This is a genomic window from Streptomyces sp. CA-135486 (genome assembly GCF_050936555.1).
In the GTDB taxonomy this organism is placed as follows: Bacteria; Actinomycetota; Actinomycetes; order Streptomycetales; family Streptomycetaceae; genus Streptomyces.
Map to the genome: position 1 here is coordinate 3,139,887 of NZ_JBNJMM010000002.1, position 23,964 is coordinate 3,163,850.

Sequence of the window (23,964 nt, forward strand, 5' to 3'; positions counted from 1 at the left end):
TAGGCATGGCCAGGTCACGGCGACCGACCACGCCGGTGACTGACCGAACCACTGCAATCTCTGGGGGTTTTGCCATGCCTGAAATCACCCGCCGACGCGCCCTGGGCGCGGTCGCAGGAGCGGCCGCCGCTCTCGGCGTAGCGGGCACCGCCGCCGCTGCCGCGCGGTCTGCGTCCACCGCCGATCCCGCGTCCTTCGACGAGGTCTACCAGGGCCGTCGTATACAGGGCGCGCCTTCGCCGGGCGGCGGACACGACGAACACGGTGGAGGCCACGGCGGCCACGGCGGGCACGGGGGCGGCTACACGGTCCGCATAGACGGCGAGGAACTGCACGTCATGCGCAACGCCGACGGCACCTGGATCAGCGTCGTCAACCACTACGAGACGTTCGCCACGCCCCGCGCCGTGGCCCGCGCCGCCGTACGGGAACTCCAGGGCGCCCAGCTCGTCCCCCTCGCCGTCGTCTGATCCGGGAGCACCGCCATGACCGTACGCAAGAACCAGGCCCAGCTCACCGCCACCGAGAAGCGGCGCTTCGTCGACGCGCTGATCGCGCTCAAGCGCAATGGGCAGTACGACACCTTCGTCACCACCCACAACGGCTTCATCATGAGCGACACCGACAACGGGAACCGCGTCGGGCACCGTTCGCCTTCCTTCCTGCCCTGGCACCGCCGATTCCTCATCCAGTTCGAGCAGGCGCTCCAGGCCGTCGACCCTTCGGTGGCGCTCCCGTACTGGGACTGGACCGCGGACCGCACCGCCGCATCCTCGCTGTGGGCGCCCGACTTCCTCGGCGGCACCGGCCGCAGCAGGGACGGCCAGGTGATGGAAGGCCCGTTCGCCTTCGCTTCCGGCAGGTGGCCGGTGAACGTCAGGGTGGACGGCCGCGGCTTTCTGCGCCGGGACCTCGGCGCCGGCGGACAGCAGCTGCCGACCAGGGCCGAGGTCGACTCCGTACTCGCCATGACGACCTATGACGCCCCGCCGTGGAACAGCGCGTCGAACAGCTTCCGCAACCACCTCGAGGGCTGGCGCGGCGTCAATCTGCACAACCGGGTGCACGTCTGGGTCGGCGGTCAGATGGCCACCGGCGTCTCCCCGAACGACCCGGTGTTCTGGCTGCATCACGCCTTCATAGACAAGCTCTGGGCCGACTGGCAGGCGCGCCACCCCGGCTCGCCCTACCTCCCGGCCGCCGGCACGGCCAATGTCGTGGACCTCAACGACACGATGCGCCCGTGGAACGACGTAACACCCGCGGACATGTTGGACCACACGCCGCACTACACCTTCGACACGGCGGCATAGGTCCTGTCCGGCCGGGACTCCGTTCCCTCGGGTCAGGGACCGGAGGAGATACGGCGCGGTGCGGCTGCCGTCCGCCCGCGCCACCTCCGCCGGGGCGCCCGCGCCACCTCCGCCTGTCCGTGCAACTGCCGCATCAGCAACTCGACATCGGCAGGATGCAGACCGGTGGCGGACGATTCTAGACGTCCGCGCTGGTCAGCCCGGTGCTCCGGCTGTGCACCGCGGTGGCGCCCGCAAGGTCGGCGATGTGCGCCAGCCGGCGGAAGGAGTCCAGCAGCGCGCCACGGTCGTACGTACTCGTGGTGACCAGCACCTCGTCGGCCCCGCTGTCCTTGACGACCGCCTCCAGCGCCTCCGTGACCTGCTCCTCGGTGCCCGCGATATGGCCCTTCAGCCCGGACTCGTAGAACTCGCGCTCCTTGGCCGTCATCGACAGCGCCTCGATCCGCTCCGGCGGAGCGAGCGGCGGGAACACCCCGTGCGTGCGGGAGTACGCCATGGACCAGGCCTCGCTCATCAGCAGGCGGCGTGCCTCCTCCTGCGTCCTTGCCACCGCGACCGTGCCCGACACGACGACATACGGCACCTCGGACCAGACCGACGGCCGGAAACCCCGGCGGTAGCGGTCGATGGCCGAAAGCATCCGGTCGCGGCCCCGGAGGTCGCCGATCACCAGCGGCAGACCGGCCCCGGCGGCAATGGCCGCACTCCCGCCGACGGCGAGCACATACGGCGGGACCCGCAGGCCCTCGGCGGGGCGCGCATGTACCTGCGGATGCGCGGAATGCCCGCCGTCGAACCAGCCGAGCAGCTCGGTCAGCTGCCCGGCGAAGTCCTCGGCGTCCTGCTTCTCCCGGCCGAGTGCCTTGCGTATGCCGTCCGTGAAGCCCACCGAGCGGCCGAGCCCCATGTCGATCCGGCCGGGGAAGAGCGATTCCAGGACCCCGAACTGCTCGGCCACGACGAGCGGTTGGTGGTTGGGCAGCATCACGCCGCCCGTGCCGACCCGGATCGTCGACGTCGCTGCGGCGACGGCGGCCGCGAGGACGGTCGGCGCGGAACCCGCCACGCCGGGCACGCTGTGGTGCTCCGAGACCCAGAGGCGGTGGTAGCCGAGCGCCTCCAGCTCCTGAGCGAACCGCACCGTGTCGCGCAGTGCCTGTGGACCGTCCTGGCCTTCGCGGACACGGGATCGGTCCAGTACGGAGATCCGGGTCGACTCGATCAATGCGCTCACGCATGATTCAACGCCTGCGCCGCGCGAGGATTCCCTACGCTGGGGCCGTGACGCGAAACACCAGGCCACTGGCCGTATTCGATCTGGACGGAACGCTCGCCGACTCGGGACACCGGCAGCACTTCCTGGAGCGCAGGCCGCGCGACTGGAACGCCTTCTTCGCGGCGGCCCCCGAGGACCCGCCGCTGGCGAAGGGCATCGGGATGTGCCTGGAGGCGGCCGAGGAGTGCGAGGTCGTGTATCTCACGGGCAGGCCGGAGCGGTGCCGCCGGGACACCCTGGCGTGGCTCGCCGAGCAGGGCCTGCCGAACGGCAAGGTGTTCATGCGGCGCAACGACGACCGCAGGCCCGCGCGCGCCACCAAGCTGGAGGTCCTGCGGCGGCTGGGCCGCGACCGGGAGATCCGGATGCTGGTGGACGACGACGAGTTGGTGTGCGACGAGGCGGCGCGGGCCGGATTCCCGGTCGTACGGGCCACATGGGCGACCGCGACCGAGGCGATGAAGGCCGCGCAGGAGCGGGAGGGCCGCACCTGATCCGTCGCCCCGGTCTCCGGCGCCGTCGGCCGGTCAGCCCTCCTCGAGGCGGAACCCGACCTTGATACCGACCTGCCAGTGCTCGATGTGCCCGTCGACGATCTGGCCGCGGACCTCGGTCATCTCGAACCAGTCGAGTCCCCGGAGGGTCTGGTTCGCACGGCTGATGCCGTTGCGGATGGCCTGGTCGATGCCGTCCGGCGAGGTGCCGACGATCTCGGTGACCCGGTAGGTGTGATTCGTCATGTGTGCCGCGCTCCTCTCAGTGCGTTCACTCCACCGTGCCCCACCAGGACGCGGCGCGCGAGGCGTCGGGGGCGGGACGGTCGTCGGAGGCGGGCCCGAGCGCCAGCCGGGAGACGATGCGGTACCGGTCGCCGCGGTACAGGGACCGCACGTACTCCACGGGCCGGCCGGCGCCGTCACAGGTGACGCGGTCGAACAGCAGAGCGGGGGAAAGGACCGGCACACCGAGCAACCCGGCCTCGTCCTCGCTCAGCACGGTCGGCTCGATCGACTGCACCGCCTGGGCGATCACCACCTTGCGCGCCTCGCGCAGATGCAGGTAGAAACCCGCCTCCAGCTGCTCCGGGGTGAGTGAGGGCACCAGCTCGGCGGGGATGTGGAGATACTCCAGCGCGATGGGCGTGCCGTCGACGAACCGCAGCCGTGCCGCATGCACCAGCTGGGCGGCGGGCGAGACCTTCAGCCGACGGCCGATGCGGGCGCCGGCGGTGACGGTACGGAACTCGAGAACCCGGCTCGTCCAGGCGCCGGGAGCCGGCGGGGCCGCGGCCGGATGGCTCCCGGCGATCAGTTCCTGGGTGACTTTGGCGGGGGCGACGAACATGCCGCGGCCGTGTTCGCGTACGAGCCGTCCGGTGGCGACGAGTTCGTCGACGGCCGCGCGCAGGGTCGGCCGGGAGACGCCCAGTTCGGCGCTGAGCGTGCGCTCGGAAGGTATGGCGTCGCCGGGACGGCGCTCCTCGACCAGGGCGAGCAGATAAGCGCGGACCCGATCCCGCTTGAGCGCCGTTCCAGGAGACCGGTCGTCGTCCATCTTGGTCCTCCCCCTGAGCCATTGGCCCCAGAGGATACGGGCTGCCGCCCGGCGAGGTTCCTTTGTCCCCAGGTCAGCGCTGAGCGAGCCGGCCGGGTTCCGGTGCGGCCTGGGTGTCAGGCAGCAGCACGAAGCAGAGGGTGCTCAGCGCACACAGGGCCAGCAGATAGAAGGCGACCGGCCACGGCAGTCCGGTGGCTGTCGTGGTGAGCCGGGTCGCGACCAGCGGGGTGAGCGCGCCGCCCAGTACTGCTCCGATGTTGTAGGCGAAGGCGGTGCCGGTACAGCGCAGTTGCGGCTCGAACAGCTCGGGAATGTAGGCGCCCTGCACCCCGAGCATCGTGATCACGGCGAGCAGAATCATCGAGGTGCCCACGAGGATCATCCCCACCCGCCCGGTCTGCAGCATCGCCAGATACGGCACGATGCCCAGCGCCATCGCGCCGCATCCCAGCAGGCTGAGCGTGCGCCGCCCGTACCGGTCGCCCAGTACCGCGGCCAGCGGGGTGGCAACCCCCATCACCGCCATCGCCCCCATCAGGCAGAGCAGCATGTCGGTCGGGTCCAGGTCGAGGGGCCCGGTGGCCTGGGACAGGGCCCAGGTGGTGGCCGCGTAGTTGACGGCGTAGGCGGCGGTGACGGCACCGGCCACCAGCAGCACGCGCCGCCAGTGGTGGCGCATCAGCGGGGCCAGGGGCGCCCGGACCAGAATGCGGCGAGCGGTGAGGTCGAGGAAGGCCGGTGTCTCGTCGACCTTCGAGCGCAGGATGTAGCCGACGAGAGTCAGCGCGCCCGCACAGAGGAAGGGGACCCGCCAGCCCCACGCGCGGAACTGCTCGTTCGTCAGCGTCGCGGTCATGGAAAGCATCACGCCGTTGGCGAGCACGAAGCCGACGGTGGGTCCGGTCTGCGGGAAACCGGCCCACAGGCCGCGGCGCCCGGGCGGTGCGTGCTCGGAAGCCAGGAGTACGGCCGCGCTCCACTCACCGCCCAGGCCAAGGCCCTGGACGATACGCAGCAGCGTCAGCAGGAGGGGGGCCGTTATGCCGAGGGTTGCGTAACCGGGCAGCAGGCCGATGAAGACGGTCGCGAGTCCGGTGGTGAGAACGGAAATGAGCAGGACCGTGCGGCGCCCGTGCCGGTCGCCGATGTGTCCGAAGAGCAGGGAGCCCACGGGGCGGGCGAGGAACCCGGTGGCGAAGGTGGCGAACGCGGCCAGTGTGCCGGCGGTGGGCGAGAAGTTCGGGAAGTAGACCGGTCCGAAGACGAGGGCCGCGGCGCTCCCGTAGATGAAGAAGTCGTAGTACTCGATGACGGTGCCGACTGAACCGGCCGCGGCGACGCGCGCCATCGAGGGATGCGGTGCCGGTGCCGTGCCCTTGACGTGGTGCTCGCTCGAATGCGTCACGCGTGGTCTCCTGCCAGCCACAGTCGGGCACGTTCGTCGAATTCCACCGCTGCGTGGGATCTGCGCCGCGTGAAGGGCGCAAGGTCTCGGCGCATGTTCCGCACGGCTCGTGTGATGCGCGCGGAACGCATGCCGTCCATGAGCTCCAGTGCCTCGCCCCAGGTGGCGCAGGCCCGCTCCACATGTCCTTGCCGGCACTGCATGGATCCCGCATGCGCGATGCTCAGCGCGGTGATGCGCTGGTGCTTGGAGTCCGAGCTGTTCCAGACGGCCTGGGAGAAGTGGCGCTCGGCGATGCCGAAGTCGCCGAGCAGCTCAGCGGTCTTGGCCGTGTGGGTGCCTACGCATGCATTGGCCGGTCCCCACAGCGCGGCCCAGAACGGCATCTCCTGCTGGTCGGCCCCGGCCACCAGCCGGGCAGCGCGGGCTGCTTCGGCGATCGCCTCCCTCCCTCGGCCGGCCATGGCGAGGGCGCGCGCACGGGTGACGACGTACAGCGATTCGGAGGCCGGGTCGGTGCGTCCCGTCACCAGGTGCAGGGCCGTGTCGATGAGGTCCAGTGTGTGCTCGCCGCGCCCCGTCTCCATGCCGTGGTGGGCCAGGACACGCAGAATGAACGCCGTGTGCAGATCGTTGCCGGCTTCCCGGGTGAGCTTGAAGGCCTGGAGGTAGTAGCGCTGGGCGAGCCCCGCCTCGCCCGCGTCGTACGCCTTCCACCCGGCCAGGTACGCCACGCATGCGGCGGCCGAGAGCATCTGCAGCTTGTGTGCCTCGGTGCGGAAGCGCGCACGGCACAGAGTGGCCACGTCCGAGACCAGATACTGCACGACGGCGGAGCGGCCGTGCTGTCCTCCGTGCCGTTCGTCGATGGCGGTGAACAGCGTGGTCATTTCCCGCACCGCCTGGATCTCGCCCGCGCCCGCGGTGCCCGGGAACCGGACGGCGGCGGGGTCGCGCGGCCGCGGCACGGTGGCCGCGGCCACGGGAAGCGCGGCGGCGGGAAGCGCGGCGGCGGGGACGGAGTAGGCGGCCGAGCCGATCCAGTCGCTGCGCTCGATGTCGCCCCGTCCCAGCAGGGTGAACGCGTCGACCGGATCCTGTGCCATGTCGAGACCGAGACGCTGACCGTCCGTCTCCGGCGCGCGTGTCAGACCGAGTTGTTCTGGCGTGACGACTCGTCCCAGTCTCCGGGACAGGATCTCGGCCACAACGCCGGCCGCGTTCGGCTGGGGCTGGGTGCCTGCGACCCAGTGCGCGACGGCGGACGAGTTGGTACGCAGCCTCGTCCCGCTCCGCGCGGCAACCATCCTTATCTCCCTGGCCAGTTGGGCATAGGAGTACCCGGACTCCGTGACAGCCCGTCTCAGCTGCTCATTGCCCTCGGTCATCCGGCCCGGTCGCCCCTTCAGCGTGTTTAAGCGGCATAAGCGAACCCATGGATCACGGACCCTACCCACGCCCCCGCGCTGTTTCGTTCACTTTCCGTCAGAGAGCACACTCAGGGGTGAGGAGAGCGTCCGTGCCGCAGCGAGGGCGTCGGCCGAGAAGCGGCGGGCACCGGACGGTCGAGCGTGAAGTGGTCTGCCAGTTCGTCCTGGAGGCCGGGCGAACCGTTCCTGTGGCCGCGCGGCTGGTCTACCGGACCGAGGATCCGTACGCCGTCCATCTCGCCTTCCACACCGACACCGACGACCCCGTCGACTGGTGCTTCGCCCGTGATCTGCTCATCGAAGGGCTCTTCCATCCGACGGGGGAGGGCGACGTCAGGATCTGGCCGGGCAGGACACCCCGTACCTGCGACTTCGTCTATCTGCTGCTGGCCGCCCCCGAAGGGAACGCACTGCTGCAGGCCCCCGCTCTGGCCGTCTCGGCATGGACGGAGCGCACGCTGCGCCTGGTCCCGCCGGGAGCGGAGGTGCTTCAACCCCCCGTCGACGCCAGCGCGTTGCCTCCGTCACTGCCGGGCTGAGAGTGCCCCGAGATCGTCGTTGACCTCGCCAACTGGTCAGGTGGTAAACAGTATTCTGACCAGTGTCCAAGCTCGGCGGTTCCTTAACCGCCCATGATTTCAAGGCCCTTGACGACGACATTGGTCCATGCCACCTTCTAGTCACACTGGTCAGTTAACCAATTGGTCAGCTCTCTTTCGAGGTGGCCCAGTGACGAGTCAGACGATCCGGCAGCTGGTGCGGCCCTGCCTCCGTGTCCGGCACGGCCGTCCGCGGTATGGACTGGAACCTCGCCTTCCCCGGGCCGGAGAGGAAACCCCCCATGAGTCACAGCCCCCTGCGCATTCGCGTCGCCATCGCCGCCACAGCGGTGGCGGGCCTCGGCTGCGCGGCGTTGACCGCGCTGCCCGCCGCTGCCGCCCCGGAGCAGGTCGCCGACGCGGCCACGCTCTTCGACGACTTCAACTACACCTCGTACACCGACCCGGCGATCGGGGCCCACGGCTGGAACGTGCGCTCCAACTCCGGCGGCCCCGGTGTGCCCGGTGCGACCTGGGCCCCGGAGAACGTCACCTTCGCCGAGGAGGGGACCAACTCGGTCATGAACCTCGAGACCTCCACGGCGGGCACCGGCGAGTCCACCAAGCAGACCGAAGTCCTCACCAAGGCCATGAAGTTCAAGAACGGCACCTACGCGGCCAGGGTGAAGTTCTCCGACGCGCCCACGTCGGGACCCGACGGCGACCACCTCGTCCAGGCGTTCTTCACCATCAACGACCTCACGGCCCCGATGGCGGACGACTACGCCGAGTACGACTTCGAGTATCTCCCCAACGGCGGCTGGGGTGAGCCGGCCAACATCCTCTACACCACCTCGTGGGAGACCTACCGGCCCGACCCCTGGGAGGCGGTCAACCAGCACTCCGAGGTCCGGGCGAGCTATGCCGGCTGGCACGACCTCGTCGTCACCATCGACAACAGCAACATCACGTACTACATCGACGGCCGGCGGTTCGGCCGGCATGGCGCCCGCTATCTGCCCGAGCGGCCCATGTCCATCAACTTCAACCAGTGGCTGATCGACCTGGCGGGACAGAGCAGCACCACGGCGCGTGCGTACCACCAGAAGGTCGACTACGTCCTGCATGTGAAGGACAAGGTGCTGACGCCCGCGCAGGTCAGCGCCAAGGTCGCCGCCTGTCGGGCGGCCGGGACGCGCTTCGAGGACACGGTGCCGGGCGGCCGGTGACCCTGCGCCGATGGGCGGATGCCGGGCACGCGTCCGCCCATCGGTCTCGGTCCGCGGCACCTTCGAGGGGTTGACCGGCTCTTTGGTACATACCAAACTCCAGCCACACCCGTGCGAGCGCGGAGCGCGCTTCCCCCCCATGTCGGGTTCACGCTCCCGTGCTCCCACGCCGAAGGTGACCGCCGTGAAGAACCGCTCCCGCTTGTGCTCGCTCGCGCTCGTGTCCGCGTTCCTGCTCGATGGCTGCGGAATGGTCCCGGGTGCCGGACCCCAGAAGCGCACCGTCAGCATCTGGCTGATGAAGGACAGCGTCTCCGACGACTTCCTCAAGCGCTTCACCACCGCATACGAGAAGGACCACCCCTCCGTGAAGCTGAAGTTCACCTTCCAGGAGTGGACGGGCATCGGCAAGAAGGTCACCGACGCGCTGAAGAGCAACAAGGCTCCGGACGTCATCGAGGTGGGCAATACCCAGGTCGCCCAGTACGCAGAGAGCGACGCCCTGCACGACCTCACCCTCGAATCGGTACGGGACCTCGGCAACGAGGAATGGCTGCCCGGCCTCGCCGAACCGGGCAGCATCAACGGCTCGCAGTACGGCATTCCCTGGTACGCCGCCAACCGCATCGTCATCTACAACAAGGACCTCTTCGCCGGCGCCGGGATCAGCCGGCCCCCCAGAACCCGTGCCGAGTGGCTCGAAGACGCCGAGAAGCTCAACCACGGCGGCATCCAGGGCATCTACCTTTCCGGCCAGGACTGGTACACCCTCGCCGGCTTCATCTGGGACGAGGGCGGACAGCTGGCCGTCGAGAAGGCAGCCGGCTGGCAGGGCGCGCTGAACACCTCCGCGGCCCTGCGCGGCATGGCCTTCTACAAGAAGCTTCAGTCGCACGGCGACGGGCCCCGGGACGGCGACGAGGAGACCCCGCCGCAGGCCGAGGTCTTCGCCCAGGGCAAGGTCGCGCAGATGATCGCCGTGCCGAGCGCGGCCACCGTCATCGAGAACGCCAACCCCGGCCTCAAGGGCAGACTCGGCTTCTTCCCCGTACCGGGCAAGACGGCCGCCGCGCCCGGCGCCGTCTTCACCGGCGGCTCCGATCTGATCGTGCCCAAGCACGCGGGCGAGCGGGCCGCCGCGATCGAGGTCGTCAAGGCCCTCGCGAGCAGGAAGTGGCAGACCGACCTCGCCCGTACGATGCACTACGTGCCCAACAAGTCCACTCTCGCCGGCGTCATCGGCGGCGACGAGAGTACGGCGGCCATGGCGGCGGGCGCCGCGCGGGGCAGGGCGACGCCCAACTCGCCGCAGTGGGCAGATGTCGAGGCCGACAACCCGATCAAGCCCTATATGACGGCCGTACTGCAGGGGCAGGACCCCGGGCGCGCGGCGCGCACAGCATCCGAGCGCATCACCGCGGCGCTGACGCCGCACTGACCCGCCCGATCCGGAAGGCACCCATTACCCTCCGTGCCGTATCCATGGCACCGCATTCCCCGGCATTAAGCCTTCGCACATCCACTCTCCGCCGGGCTGTCATGTCGAATCCAGCCGACCACGGAAGAAGTAAGGAGCCGGGCTGCCGCACCCGGCGGTCCTTCCTTCCGTCCGGCACAGGAGAGCGTCATGCCCGCATCGCCAACTGTCGTCCCCGCCCCCGCCCAGCTTTCCATCCCCCTGCCCGCGCCCGCGCCGCTCGCCGATGGCGAGCAACCTCGCTATGTGGTCTCGCTCGCCCGGGACCAGCAGGACGTACGCGCCGCGCAGCGGCTGCGCCACCAGGTGTTCGCCGGTGAGATGGGCGCCCGACTCGAAGGGCCCGAGCCGGGTCTGGACATCGACGCCTTCGACGCGTACTGCGACCACCTGCTGGTGCGCGAGGCCGAGACCGGCGAGGTCGTCGGCACCTACCGGCTGCTGCCGCCGGAGGCCGCCCGGGTGGCCGGCCGCCTCTACTCCGAAACCGAGTTCGACCTGGCCAGGCTCGGCCCGATCCGTGACGACCTCGTCGAGGTCGGCCGCTCCTGTGTGCACCCGCTGCACCGCAACGGCGCCGTCATCGCCCTCATCTGGGCCGGGCTCGCCCGCTATATGACCCGCACCGGCCACAACTGGCTGGCCGGCTGCTGCTCGATCCCGCTCGCCGACGGCGGCACCCTCGCGGCCGCCACCTGGGACACCGTGAAGGCCAAGAACCTCGCCCCCGAGGAGTACTGGGTCACCCCCCACAAGCTCTGGAACCCCGACACCGTCACCCGCCCCGAAGGCCGCACCGAGCTCCCCGCCCTGCTGCGCGGCTATCTGCGGCTCGGCGCCTGGGTCTGCGGTGCCCCCGCCCACGACCCCGACTTCGGCGTCGCGGACCTCTATGTGCTGCTCTCGCTGCGCCGCACCAACCCCCGCTATCTGCGGCACTTCCTCTCCCTCGCCCCTGTTCGATGAGCGTCTGGCTGCCCAGCGCGCCCTGCACCCCGCCGGGCTGCGCCACCCACCAGGGACCTGCGGCCGGCCGGCTCAGGGCATTTGCCCGGCTGCTGGCCGGGACGCTGGTGGTGCTCGCGGGCGTGCTCCTCGCACCGGCGGCCGCGCTGCTCGGCGCCCTCTTCGGCACCCCGGTCCGGGACCTGCTGACCCGCCGCTGGGCGCGTACGGTGGTACGCGCGTTCGGCGTACGCGTACGGATCACCGGTGGGCCGGGCCCCCGGGGCGCTCTGGTCGTCGCCAACCACATCTCCTGGCTGGACATACCACTGATCGCGGCCACCCTGCCCGGACGGATGCTGGCCAAGAGCGAGGTCCGGCGCTGGCCGCTGCTCGGGCCGCTCGCCGCCCGCGGCGGCACCCTCTTCCTGGAGCGCGACAGGCTGCGTACGCTGCCCGGCACCGTGCGCGAGATGGCGTCCGCGCTGGCCGGCGGAGCGCGCGTCATCGCCTTCCCCGAAGGCTCCACCTGGTGCGGCCGGGCCCAGGGCCGCTTCAGGCCCGCCGTCTTCCAGGCCGCGCTGGACGCGGGGGCCGCCGTCCAGCCCGTACGCATCAGCTATCTGCCCACCGGCGCCGCCGCGTTCGTCGGCGACGACTCGCTCGGCGCGTCCTTGTGGCGGGTCGCGGCGGCCGGCGGGCTCACCGCGGAGATCCGGCTGCTGCCGGTCATCCCCGCGTCGAGCTTCCCCGACCGCCGCTCACTGGCCCGGGCCGCTCAGCTGGCCGTCGCCAGACAGAGCGCGAATCGGCCCTCCGTGTCCGTCCACCAGTTCGTCAACTCCAGCTCGGCGCACGCCAGTTCACTGCGGACGCCCTCCTGACGGAACTTCGCCGACACCTCCGTACGCATCTCCTCGCCCGCTTCGAAGGGCACCGCGAGATCCAGCTCGGGGATCTTCACGGTCAGGGCGGAGCGCGCCCGCAGCCGCATCTCGATCCACTCCTCCTCCCGGTCCCAGAGCGCCACATGATCGAAGTCGTCGGGGTCGACGTCCGCGCCCAGTTCCCGGGCGAGGACCGAGAGAACGTTCTTGTTGAACGCGGCCGTCACCCCGGCCGCGTCGTCGTACGCCCGCACCAGGACCTCTTCGTCCTTCACCAGATCCGTCCCCAGTAGCAGCGAGTCGCCGGGGTTCATCAGCGAGCGCACGGACCTCAGGAACGCCGCACGCTCGGCGGGCAGCAGATTGCCGATCGTGCCGCCGAGGAATGCGACGAGACGCGGTCCCTCAGTGTCCGGGAGGGCGAGATCGTGGGTGAAATCGGCGATCAGGGCATGGATGTTGAGTGAGGGCCGCTCCTCGAGCAGCGCCTCGGCCGCGCCGGTCAGGGCGCTCTCGCTCACATCGACCGGCACATAGCTGTGCAGCCCGGGCAGCGCGTCCAGCAGATGCCGAGTCTTCTCGGAGGATCCCGAGCCCAGCTCCACCAGGGTGCGCGCACCGCTCGCCGCGGCGATCTCGGCGGCTCGGTCGATCAGGATCTCCCGCTCGGCACGGGTCGGGTAGTACTCGGGGAGCCTGGTGATCTCCTCGAAGAGCTCACTGCCGCGGGCGTCGTAGAACCACTTGGGCGGCAGGGCCTTGGGCGTACGGGTCAGCCCGTGCAGCACATCCGCGCGCAGGGCGGCGTCCGTGGCGTCCTCGGGCAGGGTTCGGGTCAGCAGGAACGGGCTCACGCAGTGGGCTCCTTGAGCGGGGTCAGCAGGACGTCGGTGCGGGTCGCCGCCAGCAGGGTGTGGTCGGGGACTTCGCGCCAGTGCGGATCGTCGTCATAGGGCTCCGAGGCCACCACGGTGCGGCGGCCGGGCTCGGCGAGATACCAGAGGGTGTCGCCCCAGGCCGTCGCGGCGATCGTCTCGCCGTCGGTGAGGAGCAGATTGAGCCGGGAGTCCGGCGCGGCCTCGGCGACCTCAAGGACCGTGTCGGCCAGCGCCTGGCCCAGCTCGTCGCCGTCGCGCAGCCGGTGCAGCACCAGCGCCCACACCAGCGCGGAGTCGCAGCGCGCCTCCAGGGAGAGCAGCTCGGCGGCGGGCAGTGTCAGCGCGAGCGGGGCCAGTGTGCCGGGCCAGCCCCTGACCGCGCCGTTGTGGCTGAACAGCCAGGGCCCGGAGGCGAATGGCGCGGCCGCCGCCTCGCCGTCCGCGCCCGCCTCGGTGGCGTCGCGTACGGCGGCGAGTACCGCCCCGCTGCGGACGACCCGGGCGAGATCCGCGAAGGAGAGGTCGGCCCAGATGGGGCCCGGGCGCCGGTATCTGGCCGGCACCGGGTCGCCGTCGGCGTACCAGCCGACGCCGAACCCGTCGGCGTTGACCGTTCCGTAGCGCTGCCGGCGCGGAGCCCAGGACTGCCGGAACAGACCGTGGGCGGGCTCGACGAGCAGCTGCCCGAGCGGCAGTGCGGGTCCGAGGTAGGCGATATGGCGGCACATCAGCGAACCCTCCCTCGGGCGGGAGGCCGGGTCTGCGCGCTCATGACGCCTCCGCGGGGGTCGCGTCCCGTGCCGTGCGGAAGCCGGAGAAGATCTGGCGGCGCACCGGAAGGTCCCAGTTGCGGAAGGTGCCGCGGCAGGCCACTGCGTCGACGGCGAAGGCACCTCCGCGCAGCACCTTGTGGGCGCTGCCGAAGAACACCTCGGAGTACTCGCGGTAGGGGAAGGCGGCGAATCCCGGGTACGGCAGGAAGTCGCTCGCTGTCCACTCCCACACATCGCCGATCAACTGCCGTATGCCGAGCGGCGATTCGCCCTCCGCATAGCTGCCGGCCGGGGCGGGCCGCAGATGGCGCTGGCCGAGGTTGGCGTGCGAAGGCGCCGGATCCTCGTCGCCCCACGGGAAGCGGCGCGAGCGGCCCGAGTGCGGATCGTGCCGGGCTGCCTTCTCCCACTCCGCCTCGCTGGGCAGCCGCCGTCCCGCCCAGCGGGCGTACGCATCGGCCTCGTACCAGCTCACATGCAGCACCGGCTCGTCCGCGGGCACCGGCTCGGTCACCCCGAAGCGGCGGCGCAGCCACTGGCCGCCGTCCCGCCGCCAGAACAGCGGCGCGCCGATGTTGTGCTGCCGGATCTGGTCCCAGCCCTCGGCCGCCCACCAGCGGGGGTCCGTATAGCCGCCGTCGTCGATGAAGGCCTGGTACGCCCCGCAGGTCACCGGCATTGTGTCCATGAAGAAGGCCGGTACGACCCGCTGGTGTGCGGGCCGTTCGTTGTCCAGCGCCCACGGCTCGGTCGATGTGCCCATGGTGAACGGGCCGCCGGGGACCAGGACTTCGAGGGGCAGACCGTGCGCGCTGCCCGCCGGCGGCTCGGGCGCGGTGAGGGCCGCGGGGCCCTTGCGCAGCTGATGGGTGATGAGCATCGTCTCGTCGTGCTGCTGCTCGTGCTGGGCGATCATCCCGAAGGCGAAGGCGGAATCGACGAGGCGGCGCCCCTCCAGAGGGGTGCGCTCAAGGATGTCGAGGACTCTGCCGCGTACGTCGGATGCGTAGATTCGTGCCTCGGCGGGGGCGAGCAGCGGCAGCGTGGGCCGCAGGGCGCGCGGATGCTCGAAGGCGTCGTAGACGGAGTCGATCTCGGGCCGCAGCGCCGCACGCCCGCCGACGGTGCGCAGCAGCCACTGCTCCTCCTGGTTGCCGATGTGCGCGAGGTCCCAGACCAGCGGGGACATCAGCGGTGAGTGCTGGGCGGTCAGCTCGTGGTCGTCGACGCACGAGGTGAGCGTGGCCGTACGGGCTCGGGCGGCGGTCAGCGCATCCAGGGCGCGGCGCCGGAGTTCTTCGGTCATGCGATCGGTTCCTTCCCGAGACTCCCCAGGGAGGGGATGCGCAGATCGTCGGCGGGACATCGGCCCCGCAGGACATGGCGCTCATTGAATGCGGCGACGGCGTCCCGTACGGCGTCGGACGCGCCGATCCGGGGGAGCGCTTCCAGGGCGACGGCGAAAGCGGTCACTGCGGCCGCGTGCAGTTCGGGGTCGGCGAGCCCGTGCCGGGCGGCGTTGACCCACAGCGGATTGCGCGGGGCGGGCAGCGAACCACCGTACTCCGCAAGCGGTTTGACGGCGCGGTAGATCGTCTCCGCCGCCTCGGCGTCGTCGAACAGGGCGGTGGTGACCGCGAGCGGCACCAGCCAGCCGTCCTCGCCGGACTGGGCGTCGAGCATGCGCAGTTCGAGGTGACCACGTGGTCGTACGGGCGGAAAGAGGGTGGACAGGTGGTAGTCCAGATCGTCCCGGGTCGGCGGCCTGGGAGCGCGGTGGCGCAGCCACTCGCGGAAGGTGAGACCGTCCGGCAGCGTCCATGGCCCCTCGGGTGTCCGGATGCACATCACCGGTGCGTCCAGGGCATGGGCGGTCCAGGCGGCGCGCGGTTCCTCGTCCAGGGGCGGCGACAGGGGACGTACGGCATCCAGTGCGGCCCACACGCCCTGCCGCGTCGACCGCCAGCCGGTATGACTCCCTTGCTGGGCGGGCGAGTTGGCGAACGCGGCCATCAGCACCGCGCCCAGCAGATGCGCAAGCTGCCAGCGTCTCCCGTATCCGAGCGGTCCCGGCTCCGCTTCGCCCGCGTCCAGACACACCTGTATCGAGGCCGAGGTGCACATCATGGCGCGGCCGGACGGACCCGTCCGGTCGAAATACGCCTCCATGGCGTCATAGCGGGGTTCGTGGAGCAGTCGGCGCGGAGGATGCCAGGGGTCGAGGCCGAGCCCGGTGAGAGTGAGGCCTGCCGGGCGGAGCGCGGCGCGTACGGCGTCCAGATCGGCGGCGGTGGAGTCGATGCACTCCATCAGGGAGGCGGCGGGGGGAGAACTGAGCTCCAGCTGGCCGCCCGGTTCGAAGGTCAGAACCGAATTCAGTTGTAGGGCACGTACCAGTTCGTGGGCCGCCGCGACACGATCGGCGGCGACGGGGCGCTCGGGCCGCTCCAGCTCATGAATGAGCCATTCGACCTCCACACCGACGGCTCGGGGCGGGCCGGTCTTGAAGCAAATACATCGGAGCAGATCCTCCGCTTCGTCCAGGTCGATCGGCCGGCCGTAGTAGCCGGCCCTGGGGGGATGCATGGTCAGGTCCTCCTGTCGACGCCTCTCTGCCAACCTAAGGCCACGCCCGCCGGTTCGCACAAGAGTGCCCGTGTTGTCAGTGGGACGTAAGAAATTTGATTGCCCTGGCCGCGGCGGATCAGGACGATGTCCGTCATGAGTGCACGACTGCGGGGGATCGCAAAACAGACCGAAGAGATCGTCGAAACGGGTCACTACCTGGCCGAAGACGGCCGGAGGGTGGAGATCGGGCGGGAGCTGGCCACCGCGCTTGCGGGCACCCGGATGTACGGACCCGAGGCCGTAGAGGTCGCTTTGGACACCCACCGTACGACGTCCTTCGAGGTCACGGGCGAGAGCAGCACCCAGGCGGCCCACCGGCTGACCGCCGCGGACAGCTCACCCGTAGCCGTTTTGAACTTCGCGTCGGCGCGCAATCCCGGCGGGGGCTATCTCAACGGCGCACAGGCTCAGGAGGAGGCTCTCTGCCGCGCCTCCGCGCTCTACGCCACGCTGCTGCGCGCCCCCGGGTTCTACGAGCACCACCGCGCCGACCGCAGCCCGTTCTACACCGACCGGGTGATTCACTCTCCGGGTGTCCCGGTCTTCCGCGACGACCGTGGCCGGCTGCTCGACGCGCCGTACGCCGTGGGATTTCTGACCTCGCCCGCGCCGAACGCCGGGGTGATCACCAGTCGCAGCCCCGACCAGGCGCACCGCATCCCGGCCGCCCTCGCCGCGCGGGCCGAGAGGGTGCTGGAGACGGCGGCCGAGTGCGGCTACCGGCGGCTTGTGCTGGGGGCCTGGGGGTGCGGGGTCTTCCGCAACGTCCCCACGGCGGTCGCGGGCGCGTTCCACACCTTGCTCACCGGGGACGGCCGGTTCGCCGGGCACTTCGAGCAGGTCGTCTTCGCAGTCCTCGACCGTACGGCCGCCGGCGCCACGCTCGGCGCCTTCCGGAGCGCTTTCGCGGGTCAGCTCCCGTCGTAGCGGCGGGCCGGCTCCAGTCACGACGCCAGGCAGACTCCAGCCGTAGTACAGGCCGGCGCAAGCCGTAGCGGAGGTCAGCTCCAGCCGTAGCGCTCCCGCAGCCGCCGTACGACCCGGTCGAACCTCGGCCGGTCCAGGGCGCACGCCTCACGGCGCATGCCGTCCTCGTGCACCCGAAGCACCCGGTCCAGGTCGACCCAGGACTCGCGGCCCGCGCGGTCCCACGGCCCGACTCCGATCGCCACCCACTCACGGTCCCGGTCGTGGCGCTTGCTGGAGAGCTGCACGGCCAGCAGCGTCCCGGCCTCCTCACGGGCCACCACCAGGACCGGACGGTCCTTGCCGCGACCGTCGTTCTCCTCGAACGGCACCCACGTCCAGACGATCTCGCCCGGGTCGGGAGCGCCGTCGCGGTCGGGGGCGTACGAGGTGCGGACCGGTCCCGCCTCGGCGGCCTCCGCCTCGGTCGTGGCCGCAGGGCCACTGCGTCCGGGCAGATCGGAAGGCCCGTCGAATGCGTCAGGGAAGATCGTCACCCGCCCCACGGTAGGACCTGCGCGATCGCTGCCGCGGGGCGGGTGCCCGACTCATCCCTTCGGCTCGTCCACCACCGGGATCTTCTCCAGGACCGTCTCCGCGCGCGGCGCGGGCGGAGCCACGCCGTTCTTCGAGGAAACCGTGCCGCTCGGGTTCGTCGGCGCCGGGTTCGTGGTCGCCAGCAGCTGCCGGGCAAGACCCAGTCCCGTACCGCCCATGGTCAGCGCCTTCGCGAACATGTCCGACATCCCGTCGGCCCCGTTCAGCAGCACCATGTGGTCGATATTGCTGAAGGCGCCCGCGCCCGCCTCGACGATCTCCGGCCACTTCTCGGCCAGCTGCTGGGCGACGACAGCCTCCTGGTTCTCGGCGAGCGCGGCCGCACGCGCCTTGATGGCCTCCGCCTCCGCCAGGCCCTTCGCCTTGACGGCCGCGGCCACCGCGAGCCCGCGCGCCTGGTTCGCCGCGGCCTCCGCCTCGCCCGTCACCCGGGTCGCCGTGGCGGTCGCCGCACTCGCCAGCTCGGTCTCCTTCGCTTCGGCCTGCGCCGCCGAGATACGGGCATCGCGCTCGGCCTCCGCAAGGGTCCGCTTCTCGTACGCCGTGGCGTCGGCCGGCTTGCGGACATCGGCCTGGAGCTGCTGCTCGCGCCGGTGCGCCTCCAACTCCGCGACCCGGGTCTCCTGGACCACGACCTCCTGGCGAGCCCCGGCCTCCGCGAGCGGCCCCGCCTGGCGCGCCGTGGCGGCGGCCTTGTCCCGCGGGAGCCCGCGGAGCAGGCTGCCGGCCGGCCGTCAGATCCAGTCCTCCAGCGAGGCCATGAAGCCCTCGAAGTCGTCACGGTGGATGGTGTGGCCCGCGCCTGCGACGCTGCGGACCTCGAAGCCGCGTTCCCGCAACAGCTCGGCCCGCTCCCGGGAGACGAGGGAGCTCGGGTCGGCGAGCGTCACCAGCGAGGGGACGAAGGGCTTGGCCGGCAGCAGATCCGTGCCGGCGACATCCATCAGACCGTACGACGTCGCCTCGTCCCACAGCCGCACACTGTCCAGTTCGATCTCGACGTCCTCCGCCTCCCAGCGCGGATTCATCTCCTCGATCCGTTCCCGGGTGAAGGACTTCGCCCGGGTGAACCACTGCGGTCGGAAGCCGCTTGCCCCGTCCGGCAGATACCAGGCGGGGTCGGCGTACACCGCACGCTGCGGCGCGAGTTGCCGCACGGCCAGCGAGAGCGTCAGACCGCCCAGCGAGTGCCCGACGGCCAGCTGGGCGCCGGCCGGCAGGGTCTCGATGACGTCGTCCGCGTAGTCCTGGGGCGTGTAGCTGCCGGCCCGGCCGCTCGCGCCATGACCGCGCAGGTCGACTGCGAGCACCCGGTAGCCGAGCTCGGCGAGGGCTGGTCCGACCCTGCGCCAGGTGCGGTGGTCGGCCATGATGCCGTGGATCAGGAGCGCGACGCGGTCGCCCTCACCCCAAGTGGTGGTGTGCAGCTGCACGTTGGAGCCCTTCCGGTGTGGTGATTCCGATACGCGGTGTATTCAGCGAACCGTACGGGTCGGGTGCGCGCCGGGCGCGCCCATGTCGCGCGCGGCGTTTTACGTGTTCGACACCAGCACCGTCACCCGGTCCGGGAGTGCGCCGGCCACCTGAACGTGGCGCGGGCGGCCGGGACACCGGAGATCCAGCCGAAGTTGGCGGCCTTCGCCGCCGGGGCGCTGCTGCCGACCCGAAGGGTAGCGGGACACCGGGGACGACGACGGAGCGCGCGCACATCCCGGTGCTGCCGGTGAACCGCAGCGCGATCGGGACCCGGGTGGCACTCGTTTTCCGGCCATCCGTCAGCCCTGGTGCCGAACCGTTCTGGAAAGATTCCGAGGGCGATGAGCCAGACACCGAAGCAGTTCGCCGAACGCCCCGTTCCCACCAGTGCCGACGTCGCCCGGCTCGCCGGAGTTTCCCGGGCCACCGTTTCGTACGTGCTCAACAACACCTCTGCCGTCCGGATCAGCGAGCCCACCCGTCGGCGCGTCCGCGAGGCCGCCGAGGAGCTCGGCTATGTGCCCCACGCGGCGGCCCGCAGCCTGCGCGCCGGACACACCCGGACGGTGCTGCTGCCCATCGCACATGTCCCGGGCGGGCCGCTCTACAGCCGCTTCTTCAACGAGCTCCAGTGGGCGCTGCGCCGTCTCGACTACACCGTCGTGCAGTACGGCAGCCTCGGCCTCGACGGCGACGAGGCGGCCCGCGCCTGGGCCGAACTGCGCCCCGTGGCGGTCGTCTCGCTCGGCGAGGTCGCGCTCACCCCGCACGGCGTCGGGGTCCTCAAGCGCTCCGGCGCGAAGGCCGTCATAACGCTCGGTCCGCGCCGCGTCGAGGGCGCGCTCTCCCTCGTCATGGACCAGCGCGAGATCGGCGACTGCGCGGTGGCCCATCTGGTCGAGCGCGGCCGGCGCGCCATCGGTGTCGTCATGCCGCGGGAGCCGGGCCCGGAGCTCTTCTCCGGCCCCCGTCTCGAGGGGGCCCGGCGGGCCGCGGCGGACACCGGCGCCCGGATCGAACCCCTGCCGCTGTCGTACGCCGAGGAGTCGGCCGCCGCCCTCGCCGCCGACTGGCGCGGGCTGGGACTCGATGCCGTCTACGCGTACAACGACGAGTACGCCATGCTCCTCATGCGCGCCCTCCAGGACGCCGACATCGATGTCCCGGGCGAGACGGCCGTGGTGGGGGCCGACGATCTGCTGCTCGGCAGGCTGCTGCGGCCCCGGCTGAGCACGGTGCAGATCGACATGGTGACCGGTCGGCGGCTGGCCGAACTCGTCGACCGGGTCGTGCGCGACCCCGGCGCCGAGCAGGAGCGGCACGACCTGATGGGCGCGCGGGCCGTCCACCGCGAGTCCAGCTGACCGGAGACGGCTCCGGCAGGGCCACAGCCGTGACGACATGCGGGCCGCGCCGTGCGTGTCTAGCGTCGCTTGCATGAGCACAGATCCACAGCGCTTCGAGATCCTCCTGGTGCCCGAGCATGTCAAGGGCGGCGATGTCACCTCCCTGGCCGCAAGCGCCATCCGCTCCGCCGTCGTCGAGGCCACGGGCGAGCGCGGGTCCTCCGGCTACCCGCGCTACTCGGGCGAGGGCCTGGTGGCGGACATCGACCCGACGACGCGTACGGTCGAGGCGCTGCTGGTCGACGGGGTGGAGCTGGACTACGGACTCTCGGCGAGAGTCGTCGACCCGGCAGGCCGCTGACGCCTCTCCAATCCGGGCCCCGGCGGGACGGCTTCAGCGTGAGGGCCCCAGCGCGGCAAGGTCGGCCTCGATGAGCCGAGCCGCCTGACGCAGCTCGGGCAGCATCGCCCGGCGCATCTCCTCGGGCGTCCCGCGCCCCGCGTGCTGCGCCACATTCACCGCGGCCACCACCCGGCCCTGGCCGTCCCGCACCGGGACGGCCAGGGAACGCAGCCCCTCCTCCAGCTCCTGGTCGACCAGCGCATGGTCATCGGCCGCCACCTGATCGAGCAGCGCGGTGAGCTCATCGGCCGAGGTCACCGTGTGTCCGGTGAGCGCGGGCAGCCGGCCGCCGACGGCGGGCCGCTCCCCGGGCGCGAGTCCGGCGAGCAGCACCCGTCCCATAGCGGTCGCATACGCCGGGAAGCGCGTGCCGACCGTGATGTCGATGCTCATGATCCGTACGGTCGGAACGCGCGCCACATAGCGGATGTCGGTGCCGTCGAGCACCGCCAGGGACGCCGACTCATGGACCCGCCGCACCAGATCGGACAGGTGGGGCTGGGCGACATCGGTCAGCCCGAGGCCGGACAGGCGCGCACAGCCGAGTTCGAGCACGCGCGGCCGCAGCCTGAACTGCCGCCCGGCGCAGCCGACATACCCCAGCTGTTCCAGCGTCAGCAGCGAGCGCCGTGCCGTCGCGCGTGCCAGTCCCGTCGCCTCGGCGACGGCCGTCAGCGACATCCCTTGGCCGCGGTCGGCTCCCAGCGCCCGCAGCACCGCGAGCCCACGGGCCAGCGACTGCAGATAGTCCGGCCCCAGTTCGCGCTTCTCGGCCGGCGAGGTGTCCCGTACAGGGGCGGAAGAGGGTGCCGTGTCTCGGGGTGCGGCGAGCGCGGACTCCAGCGTGCCGCGCCGCTCCAGCAGCCGGGGGAGTACCGCTTCGGCGAGGGATTCCACGGTGTGCCGACTGGTGTGGCTGGCCACGCTGACCGCACACACTGTCCGCCCCGCCGGATCGCGCAGCGGCACGGCGACCGCCACGAGACCCGGCTCGATCAGCTGGTCGTCGCCCGCCCAGTCCTGGCCTCCGGTGAACAGCGCGCCCGGCGCGCACCGGTCGGCGGGCACCAGGTCGCCGATCCGGAAGGTGAGATTCATATGGCGTCGCCGGGCGGCCTGTACGACGAAGCGCACCCCGTCGCCGTCCGGTACCGCGACCGACACCGACTCGTCGAGCTCGTCCGCGAGCCGGTCCACCGCGGGTCCCAGCGCCGCCGGTATCCCGCTGGCCGCGAGGTAGGCACCGCCGAGTTCCATCAGCCGGGGTGCGGGCCACACCTCGCGCCCGTCGCTGCGTACCAGCCGGAGCCGGGCGAGAGTGGAGACGACCCGATCGACGGTGGCCCGCGCGAGGCCGGTGGCCCGTACGAGATCGCTGTGCCGCATCCGCTCGTCCGCGTCCGGCGCGGACAGGGCGCACAGTACGGAAAGACCGCGCTCCAGCGGGCCGACCGTGGCGGTGGGCGGTGCGGCGATGGGCATCGGCGAGCTCCTCGGTCCGTCGATGTGGGGCCGTTGACAGCGGTCCGGGGCCCGGCAGAGACTCGGGCAGGGCCAATGATGAACCAAAGTTCATCAGGCGAACAACCTTATACGCTCGGCCAGCCTTGGGAGAGTTTCGATGAGCATCCGCGACGTCTACATCGTCGACGCCGTCCGCACCCCGATCGGCAAGTTCGGGGGCGCGCTCTCCTCCGTACGCCCCGACGACCTCGCCGCGCATGTCGTCAGGGCGCTCGTGGACCGCGCTCCGGAGCTCGACCCCGCCCGTATCGACGATGTGGTCTTCGGTGACGCCAACGGCGCGGGCGAGGACAATCGCGATGTCGCGCGGATGGCCGTTCTGCTCGCCGGTCTACCCGTCACCGTCCCCGGCGTGACCGTCAACCGGCTGTGCGGCTCCGGCCTCGAGGCGGTCATCCAGGCGGCCCGCGCCGTTGCGTTCGGCGACGCGTCGATCGCGATCGCGGGCGGTGTCGAGTCGATGTCCCGGGCCCCGTGGGTGCTGCAGAAGCCCGAGCGTGCCTTTCCCGCCGGCCACCAGCAGCTGTACTCGACGACGCTGGGCTGGCGCATGACGAACCCGCGCATGCCCGCCGAGTGGACGATCCAGCTCGGCGAGAGCGCCGAACTCATCGCCGAGAAGCACGGCATCACCCGCGAGCGGCAGGACGCCTTCGCCCTCGCGAGTCACCAGAAGGCCGCCGATGCCTGGGGCAAGGGGCTCTACGACAGCGAGATCGTCGCGTACGAGGGAGTGGAACTGGAGCGTGACGAATGCATCCGCGACGCCACCTCGATGGAGGCGCTCGCCAAGCTGAAGCCGTCCTTCCGCAAGGACGGCACGGTGACGGCGGGCAACTCCTCACCGCTCAACGACGGGGCAGCCGCGCTGCTCCTCGTCGACGAGGAGGGGCTGCGGGCCACCGGCCGCGAGCCGCTGGCCAGGGTCCGCGCCTCGGCGGTCACCGGCATCGAGCCGCATCTCTTCGGTCTGGGCCCGGTGGAGGCGGTGCAGCGGGCGCTGGCCAAGGCGGACAGGTCGTTCGCCGACCTGACCACGTTCGAGCTCAACGAGGCCTTCGCCGCGCAGTCGCTGGGCTGCCTCGCGGAGTGGCCCGAGCTGGACCCGTCCCTGGTCAACCCGCGCGGCGGGGCCATCGCCATCGGCCACCCGCTCGGCGCGTCGGGGGCCCGGCTGGCCGGCTCGGTCGCCCACCAGCTGGCGGCGGCCGGTTCGGGAACGGGCGTGGCCGCGCTCTGCATCGGTGTCGGACAGGGGATCGCCCTGGTCCTGGAGCGCTGAGCCGACGGGCGTCGGGCCGAACGATGCGGGGCCTTCGGCGCGAGCCGGCCGACGCGGGGTCGGCCGGCC

Annotated in this window: 23 protein-coding genes and 2 pseudogenes; 12 read left to right on the plus strand and 13 right to left on the minus strand. The window is 71.3% G+C overall.

All coding sequences use genetic code 11. From position 1 onward, the window contains the following. Positions 1–74 precede the first annotated feature (74 nt). Together melC1 and melC2 are read left to right on the plus strand one after the other, a co-directional pair. Positions 75–470 carry an apotyrosinase chaperone MelC1 gene (melC1, locus tag ACQEVG_RS33990; RefSeq protein WP_432991042.1) on the plus strand — a complete coding sequence of 132 codons (396 nt, stop codon included), beginning with the start codon at positions 75–77 and terminating at the stop codon, positions 468–470. Positions 471–485: 15 nt separating this feature from the next. Further along, positions 486–1,313, plus strand: coding sequence for a tyrosinase MelC2 (gene melC2, locus ACQEVG_RS33995; protein WP_432991044.1), 828 nt, complete (start codon positions 486–488; stop codon positions 1,311–1,313). A gap of 178 nt (positions 1,314–1,491) precedes the next feature. Here the strand turns inward: melC2 and ACQEVG_RS34000 are convergent, their stop codons facing one another. Beyond that, positions 1,492–2,550 carry an MsnO8 family LLM class oxidoreductase gene (locus tag ACQEVG_RS34000; protein ID WP_432991046.1) on the minus strand — a complete coding sequence of 353 codons (1,059 nt, stop codon included), beginning with the start codon at positions 2,548–2,550 and terminating at the stop codon, positions 1,492–1,494. A 2-nt stretch (positions 2,551–2,552) separates the two neighbouring features. Between ACQEVG_RS34000 and ACQEVG_RS34005 the strand changes: the two genes are divergently transcribed. After that, positions 2,553–3,086 carry an LNS2 domain-containing protein gene (locus ACQEVG_RS34005; protein ID WP_432991048.1) on the plus strand — a complete coding sequence of 178 codons (534 nt, stop codon included), beginning with the start codon at positions 2,553–2,555 and terminating at the stop codon, positions 3,084–3,086. Positions 3,087–3,119: 33 nt separating this feature from the next. Here the strand turns inward: ACQEVG_RS34005 and ACQEVG_RS34010 are convergent, their stop codons facing one another. The 4 genes from ACQEVG_RS34010 to ACQEVG_RS34025 all read right to left on the minus strand — a co-directional run bounded on the left by ACQEVG_RS34010 (position 3,120) and on the right by ACQEVG_RS34025 (position 6,942). Then, positions 3,120–3,332, minus strand: coding sequence for a dodecin (locus tag ACQEVG_RS34010; RefSeq protein ID WP_432991050.1), 213 nt, complete (start codon positions 3,330–3,332; stop codon positions 3,120–3,122). A gap of 25 nt (positions 3,333–3,357) precedes the next feature. After that, positions 3,358–4,146: a GntR family transcriptional regulator gene (locus ACQEVG_RS34015; protein ID WP_432991052.1), complete on the minus strand. Its 789-nt coding sequence runs from the start codon at positions 4,144–4,146 to the stop codon at positions 3,358–3,360. Between the two features lie 73 nt (positions 4,147–4,219). Continuing rightward, complete coding sequence (locus ACQEVG_RS34020; RefSeq protein WP_432993096.1) at positions 4,220–5,497, minus strand: MFS transporter; 1,278 nt, start codon at positions 5,495–5,497, stop codon at positions 4,220–4,222. A gap of 53 nt (positions 5,498–5,550) precedes the next feature. Then, positions 5,551–6,942, minus strand: coding sequence for a hypothetical protein (locus tag ACQEVG_RS34025; protein WP_432991054.1), 1,392 nt, complete (start codon positions 6,940–6,942; stop codon positions 5,551–5,553). A gap of 131 nt (positions 6,943–7,073) precedes the next feature. Between ACQEVG_RS34025 and ACQEVG_RS34030 the strand changes: the two genes are divergently transcribed. The 5 genes and pseudogenes from ACQEVG_RS34030 (at position 7,074) to ACQEVG_RS34050 (ending at position 12,058) form a co-directional block, all read left to right on the plus strand. Next, entirely contained in the window at positions 7,074–7,523 is a 450-nt protein-coding gene (locus tag ACQEVG_RS34030; protein WP_432991056.1) for an SsgA family sporulation/cell division regulator, read from the plus strand. 425 nt (positions 7,524–7,948) lie between these two features. Beyond that, positions 7,949–8,752: pseudogene (locus tag ACQEVG_RS34035) on the plus strand (glycoside hydrolase family 16 protein); the annotation flags it as partial. A gap of 184 nt (positions 8,753–8,936) precedes the next feature. After that, positions 8,937–10,190 carry an extracellular solute-binding protein gene (locus ACQEVG_RS34040; protein WP_432991058.1) on the plus strand — a complete coding sequence of 418 codons (1,254 nt, stop codon included), beginning with the start codon at positions 8,937–8,939 and terminating at the stop codon, positions 10,188–10,190. Between the two features lie 189 nt (positions 10,191–10,379). Beyond that, positions 10,380–11,195, plus strand: a complete 816-nt coding sequence (locus ACQEVG_RS34045; RefSeq protein ID WP_432991060.1) for a GNAT family N-acetyltransferase — start codon at positions 10,380–10,382, stop codon at positions 11,193–11,195. Beyond that, entirely contained in the window at positions 11,192–12,058 is an 867-nt protein-coding gene (locus ACQEVG_RS34050; RefSeq protein WP_432991062.1) for a lysophospholipid acyltransferase family protein, read from the plus strand. Before ACQEVG_RS34045 ends, ACQEVG_RS34050 begins: the two co-directional genes overlap by 4 nt. Here the strand turns inward: ACQEVG_RS34050 and egtD are convergent. Genes egtD through egtA form a run of 4 tightly spaced genes read right to left on the minus strand, consistent with a single transcriptional unit; the run spans position 11,953 to position 16,298 of the window. Then, a complete protein-coding gene (egtD, locus tag ACQEVG_RS34055) occupies positions 11,953–12,915 on the minus strand; it encodes an L-histidine N(alpha)-methyltransferase (protein WP_432991064.1) in 963 nt (320 codons plus the stop codon). The genes ACQEVG_RS34050 and egtD overlap by 106 nt on opposite strands. Further along, positions 12,912–13,667, minus strand: coding sequence for an ergothioneine biosynthesis protein EgtC (gene egtC / locus ACQEVG_RS34060; RefSeq protein ID WP_432991066.1), 756 nt, complete (start codon positions 13,665–13,667; stop codon positions 12,912–12,914). The genes egtD and egtC overlap by 4 nt, the downstream gene beginning before the upstream one ends. A 40-nt stretch (positions 13,668–13,707) precedes the next feature. Then, positions 13,708–15,018, minus strand: coding sequence for an ergothioneine biosynthesis protein EgtB (gene egtB, locus ACQEVG_RS34065; protein ID WP_432991068.1), 1,311 nt, complete (start codon positions 15,016–15,018; stop codon positions 13,708–13,710). Then, the gene (egtA, locus tag ACQEVG_RS34070; RefSeq protein WP_432991070.1) at positions 15,015–16,298 is read right to left on the minus strand and encodes an ergothioneine biosynthesis glutamate--cysteine ligase EgtA; all 1,284 of its coding nucleotides are present in this window, start codon (positions 16,296–16,298) and stop codon (positions 15,015–15,017) included. The genes egtB and egtA overlap by 4 nt, the downstream gene beginning before the upstream one ends. Positions 16,299–16,433: 135 nt before the next feature. On the opposite strand from egtA, the gene ACQEVG_RS34075 reads away from it, so the two are divergent. After that, the gene (locus ACQEVG_RS34075; RefSeq protein ID WP_432991072.1) at positions 16,434–17,267 is read left to right on the plus strand and encodes a TIGR02452 family protein; all 834 of its coding nucleotides are present in this window, start codon (positions 16,434–16,436) and stop codon (positions 17,265–17,267) included. A 74-nt stretch (positions 17,268–17,341) separates the two neighbouring features. Here the strand turns inward: ACQEVG_RS34075 and ACQEVG_RS34080 are convergent, their stop codons facing one another. The 3 genes and pseudogenes from ACQEVG_RS34080 to ACQEVG_RS34090 form a co-directional block, all read right to left on the minus strand. Beyond that, the gene (locus tag ACQEVG_RS34080; protein ID WP_432991074.1) at positions 17,342–17,803 is read right to left on the minus strand and encodes a type II toxin-antitoxin system PemK/MazF family toxin; all 462 of its coding nucleotides are present in this window, start codon (positions 17,801–17,803) and stop codon (positions 17,342–17,344) included. Positions 17,804–17,854: 51 nt separating this feature from the next. Beyond that, positions 17,855–18,565 (minus strand): annotated as a pseudogene (locus ACQEVG_RS34085) (flotillin domain-containing protein); the annotation flags it as partial. 33 nt (positions 18,566–18,598) lie between these two features. Beyond that, positions 18,599–19,297 (minus strand): alpha/beta fold hydrolase, encoded by a 699-nt coding sequence (locus tag ACQEVG_RS34090; protein ID WP_432991076.1) that lies wholly within the window; start codon positions 19,295–19,297, stop codon positions 18,599–18,601. A 384-nt stretch (positions 19,298–19,681) separates the two neighbouring features. On the opposite strand from ACQEVG_RS34090, the gene ACQEVG_RS34095 reads away from it, so the two are divergent. Both ACQEVG_RS34095 and ACQEVG_RS34100 read left to right on the plus strand, forming a co-directional pair. After that, positions 19,682–20,704, plus strand: a complete 1,023-nt coding sequence (locus ACQEVG_RS34095; RefSeq protein ID WP_432991078.1) for a LacI family DNA-binding transcriptional regulator — start codon at positions 19,682–19,684, stop codon at positions 20,702–20,704. A gap of 73 nt (positions 20,705–20,777) precedes the next feature. Next, on the plus strand, positions 20,778–21,047 hold the full coding sequence (locus ACQEVG_RS34100; protein WP_432991081.1) for a hypothetical protein: 270 nt from the start codon (positions 20,778–20,780) through the stop codon (positions 21,045–21,047). Between the two features lie 33 nt (positions 21,048–21,080). Here ACQEVG_RS34100 and ACQEVG_RS34105 read toward each other — a convergent pair whose 3' ends face one another. Then, positions 21,081–22,571, minus strand: coding sequence for an IclR family transcriptional regulator domain-containing protein (locus ACQEVG_RS34105; protein WP_432991083.1), 1,491 nt, complete (start codon positions 22,569–22,571; stop codon positions 21,081–21,083). A gap of 139 nt (positions 22,572–22,710) precedes the next feature. Here ACQEVG_RS34105 and ACQEVG_RS34110 point away from each other — a divergent pair, with 139 nt between their 5' ends. Next, on the plus strand, positions 22,711–23,895 hold the full coding sequence (locus tag ACQEVG_RS34110; protein WP_432991085.1) for a thiolase family protein: 1,185 nt from the start codon (positions 22,711–22,713) through the stop codon (positions 23,893–23,895). Positions 23,896–23,964 lie beyond the last annotated feature (69 nt).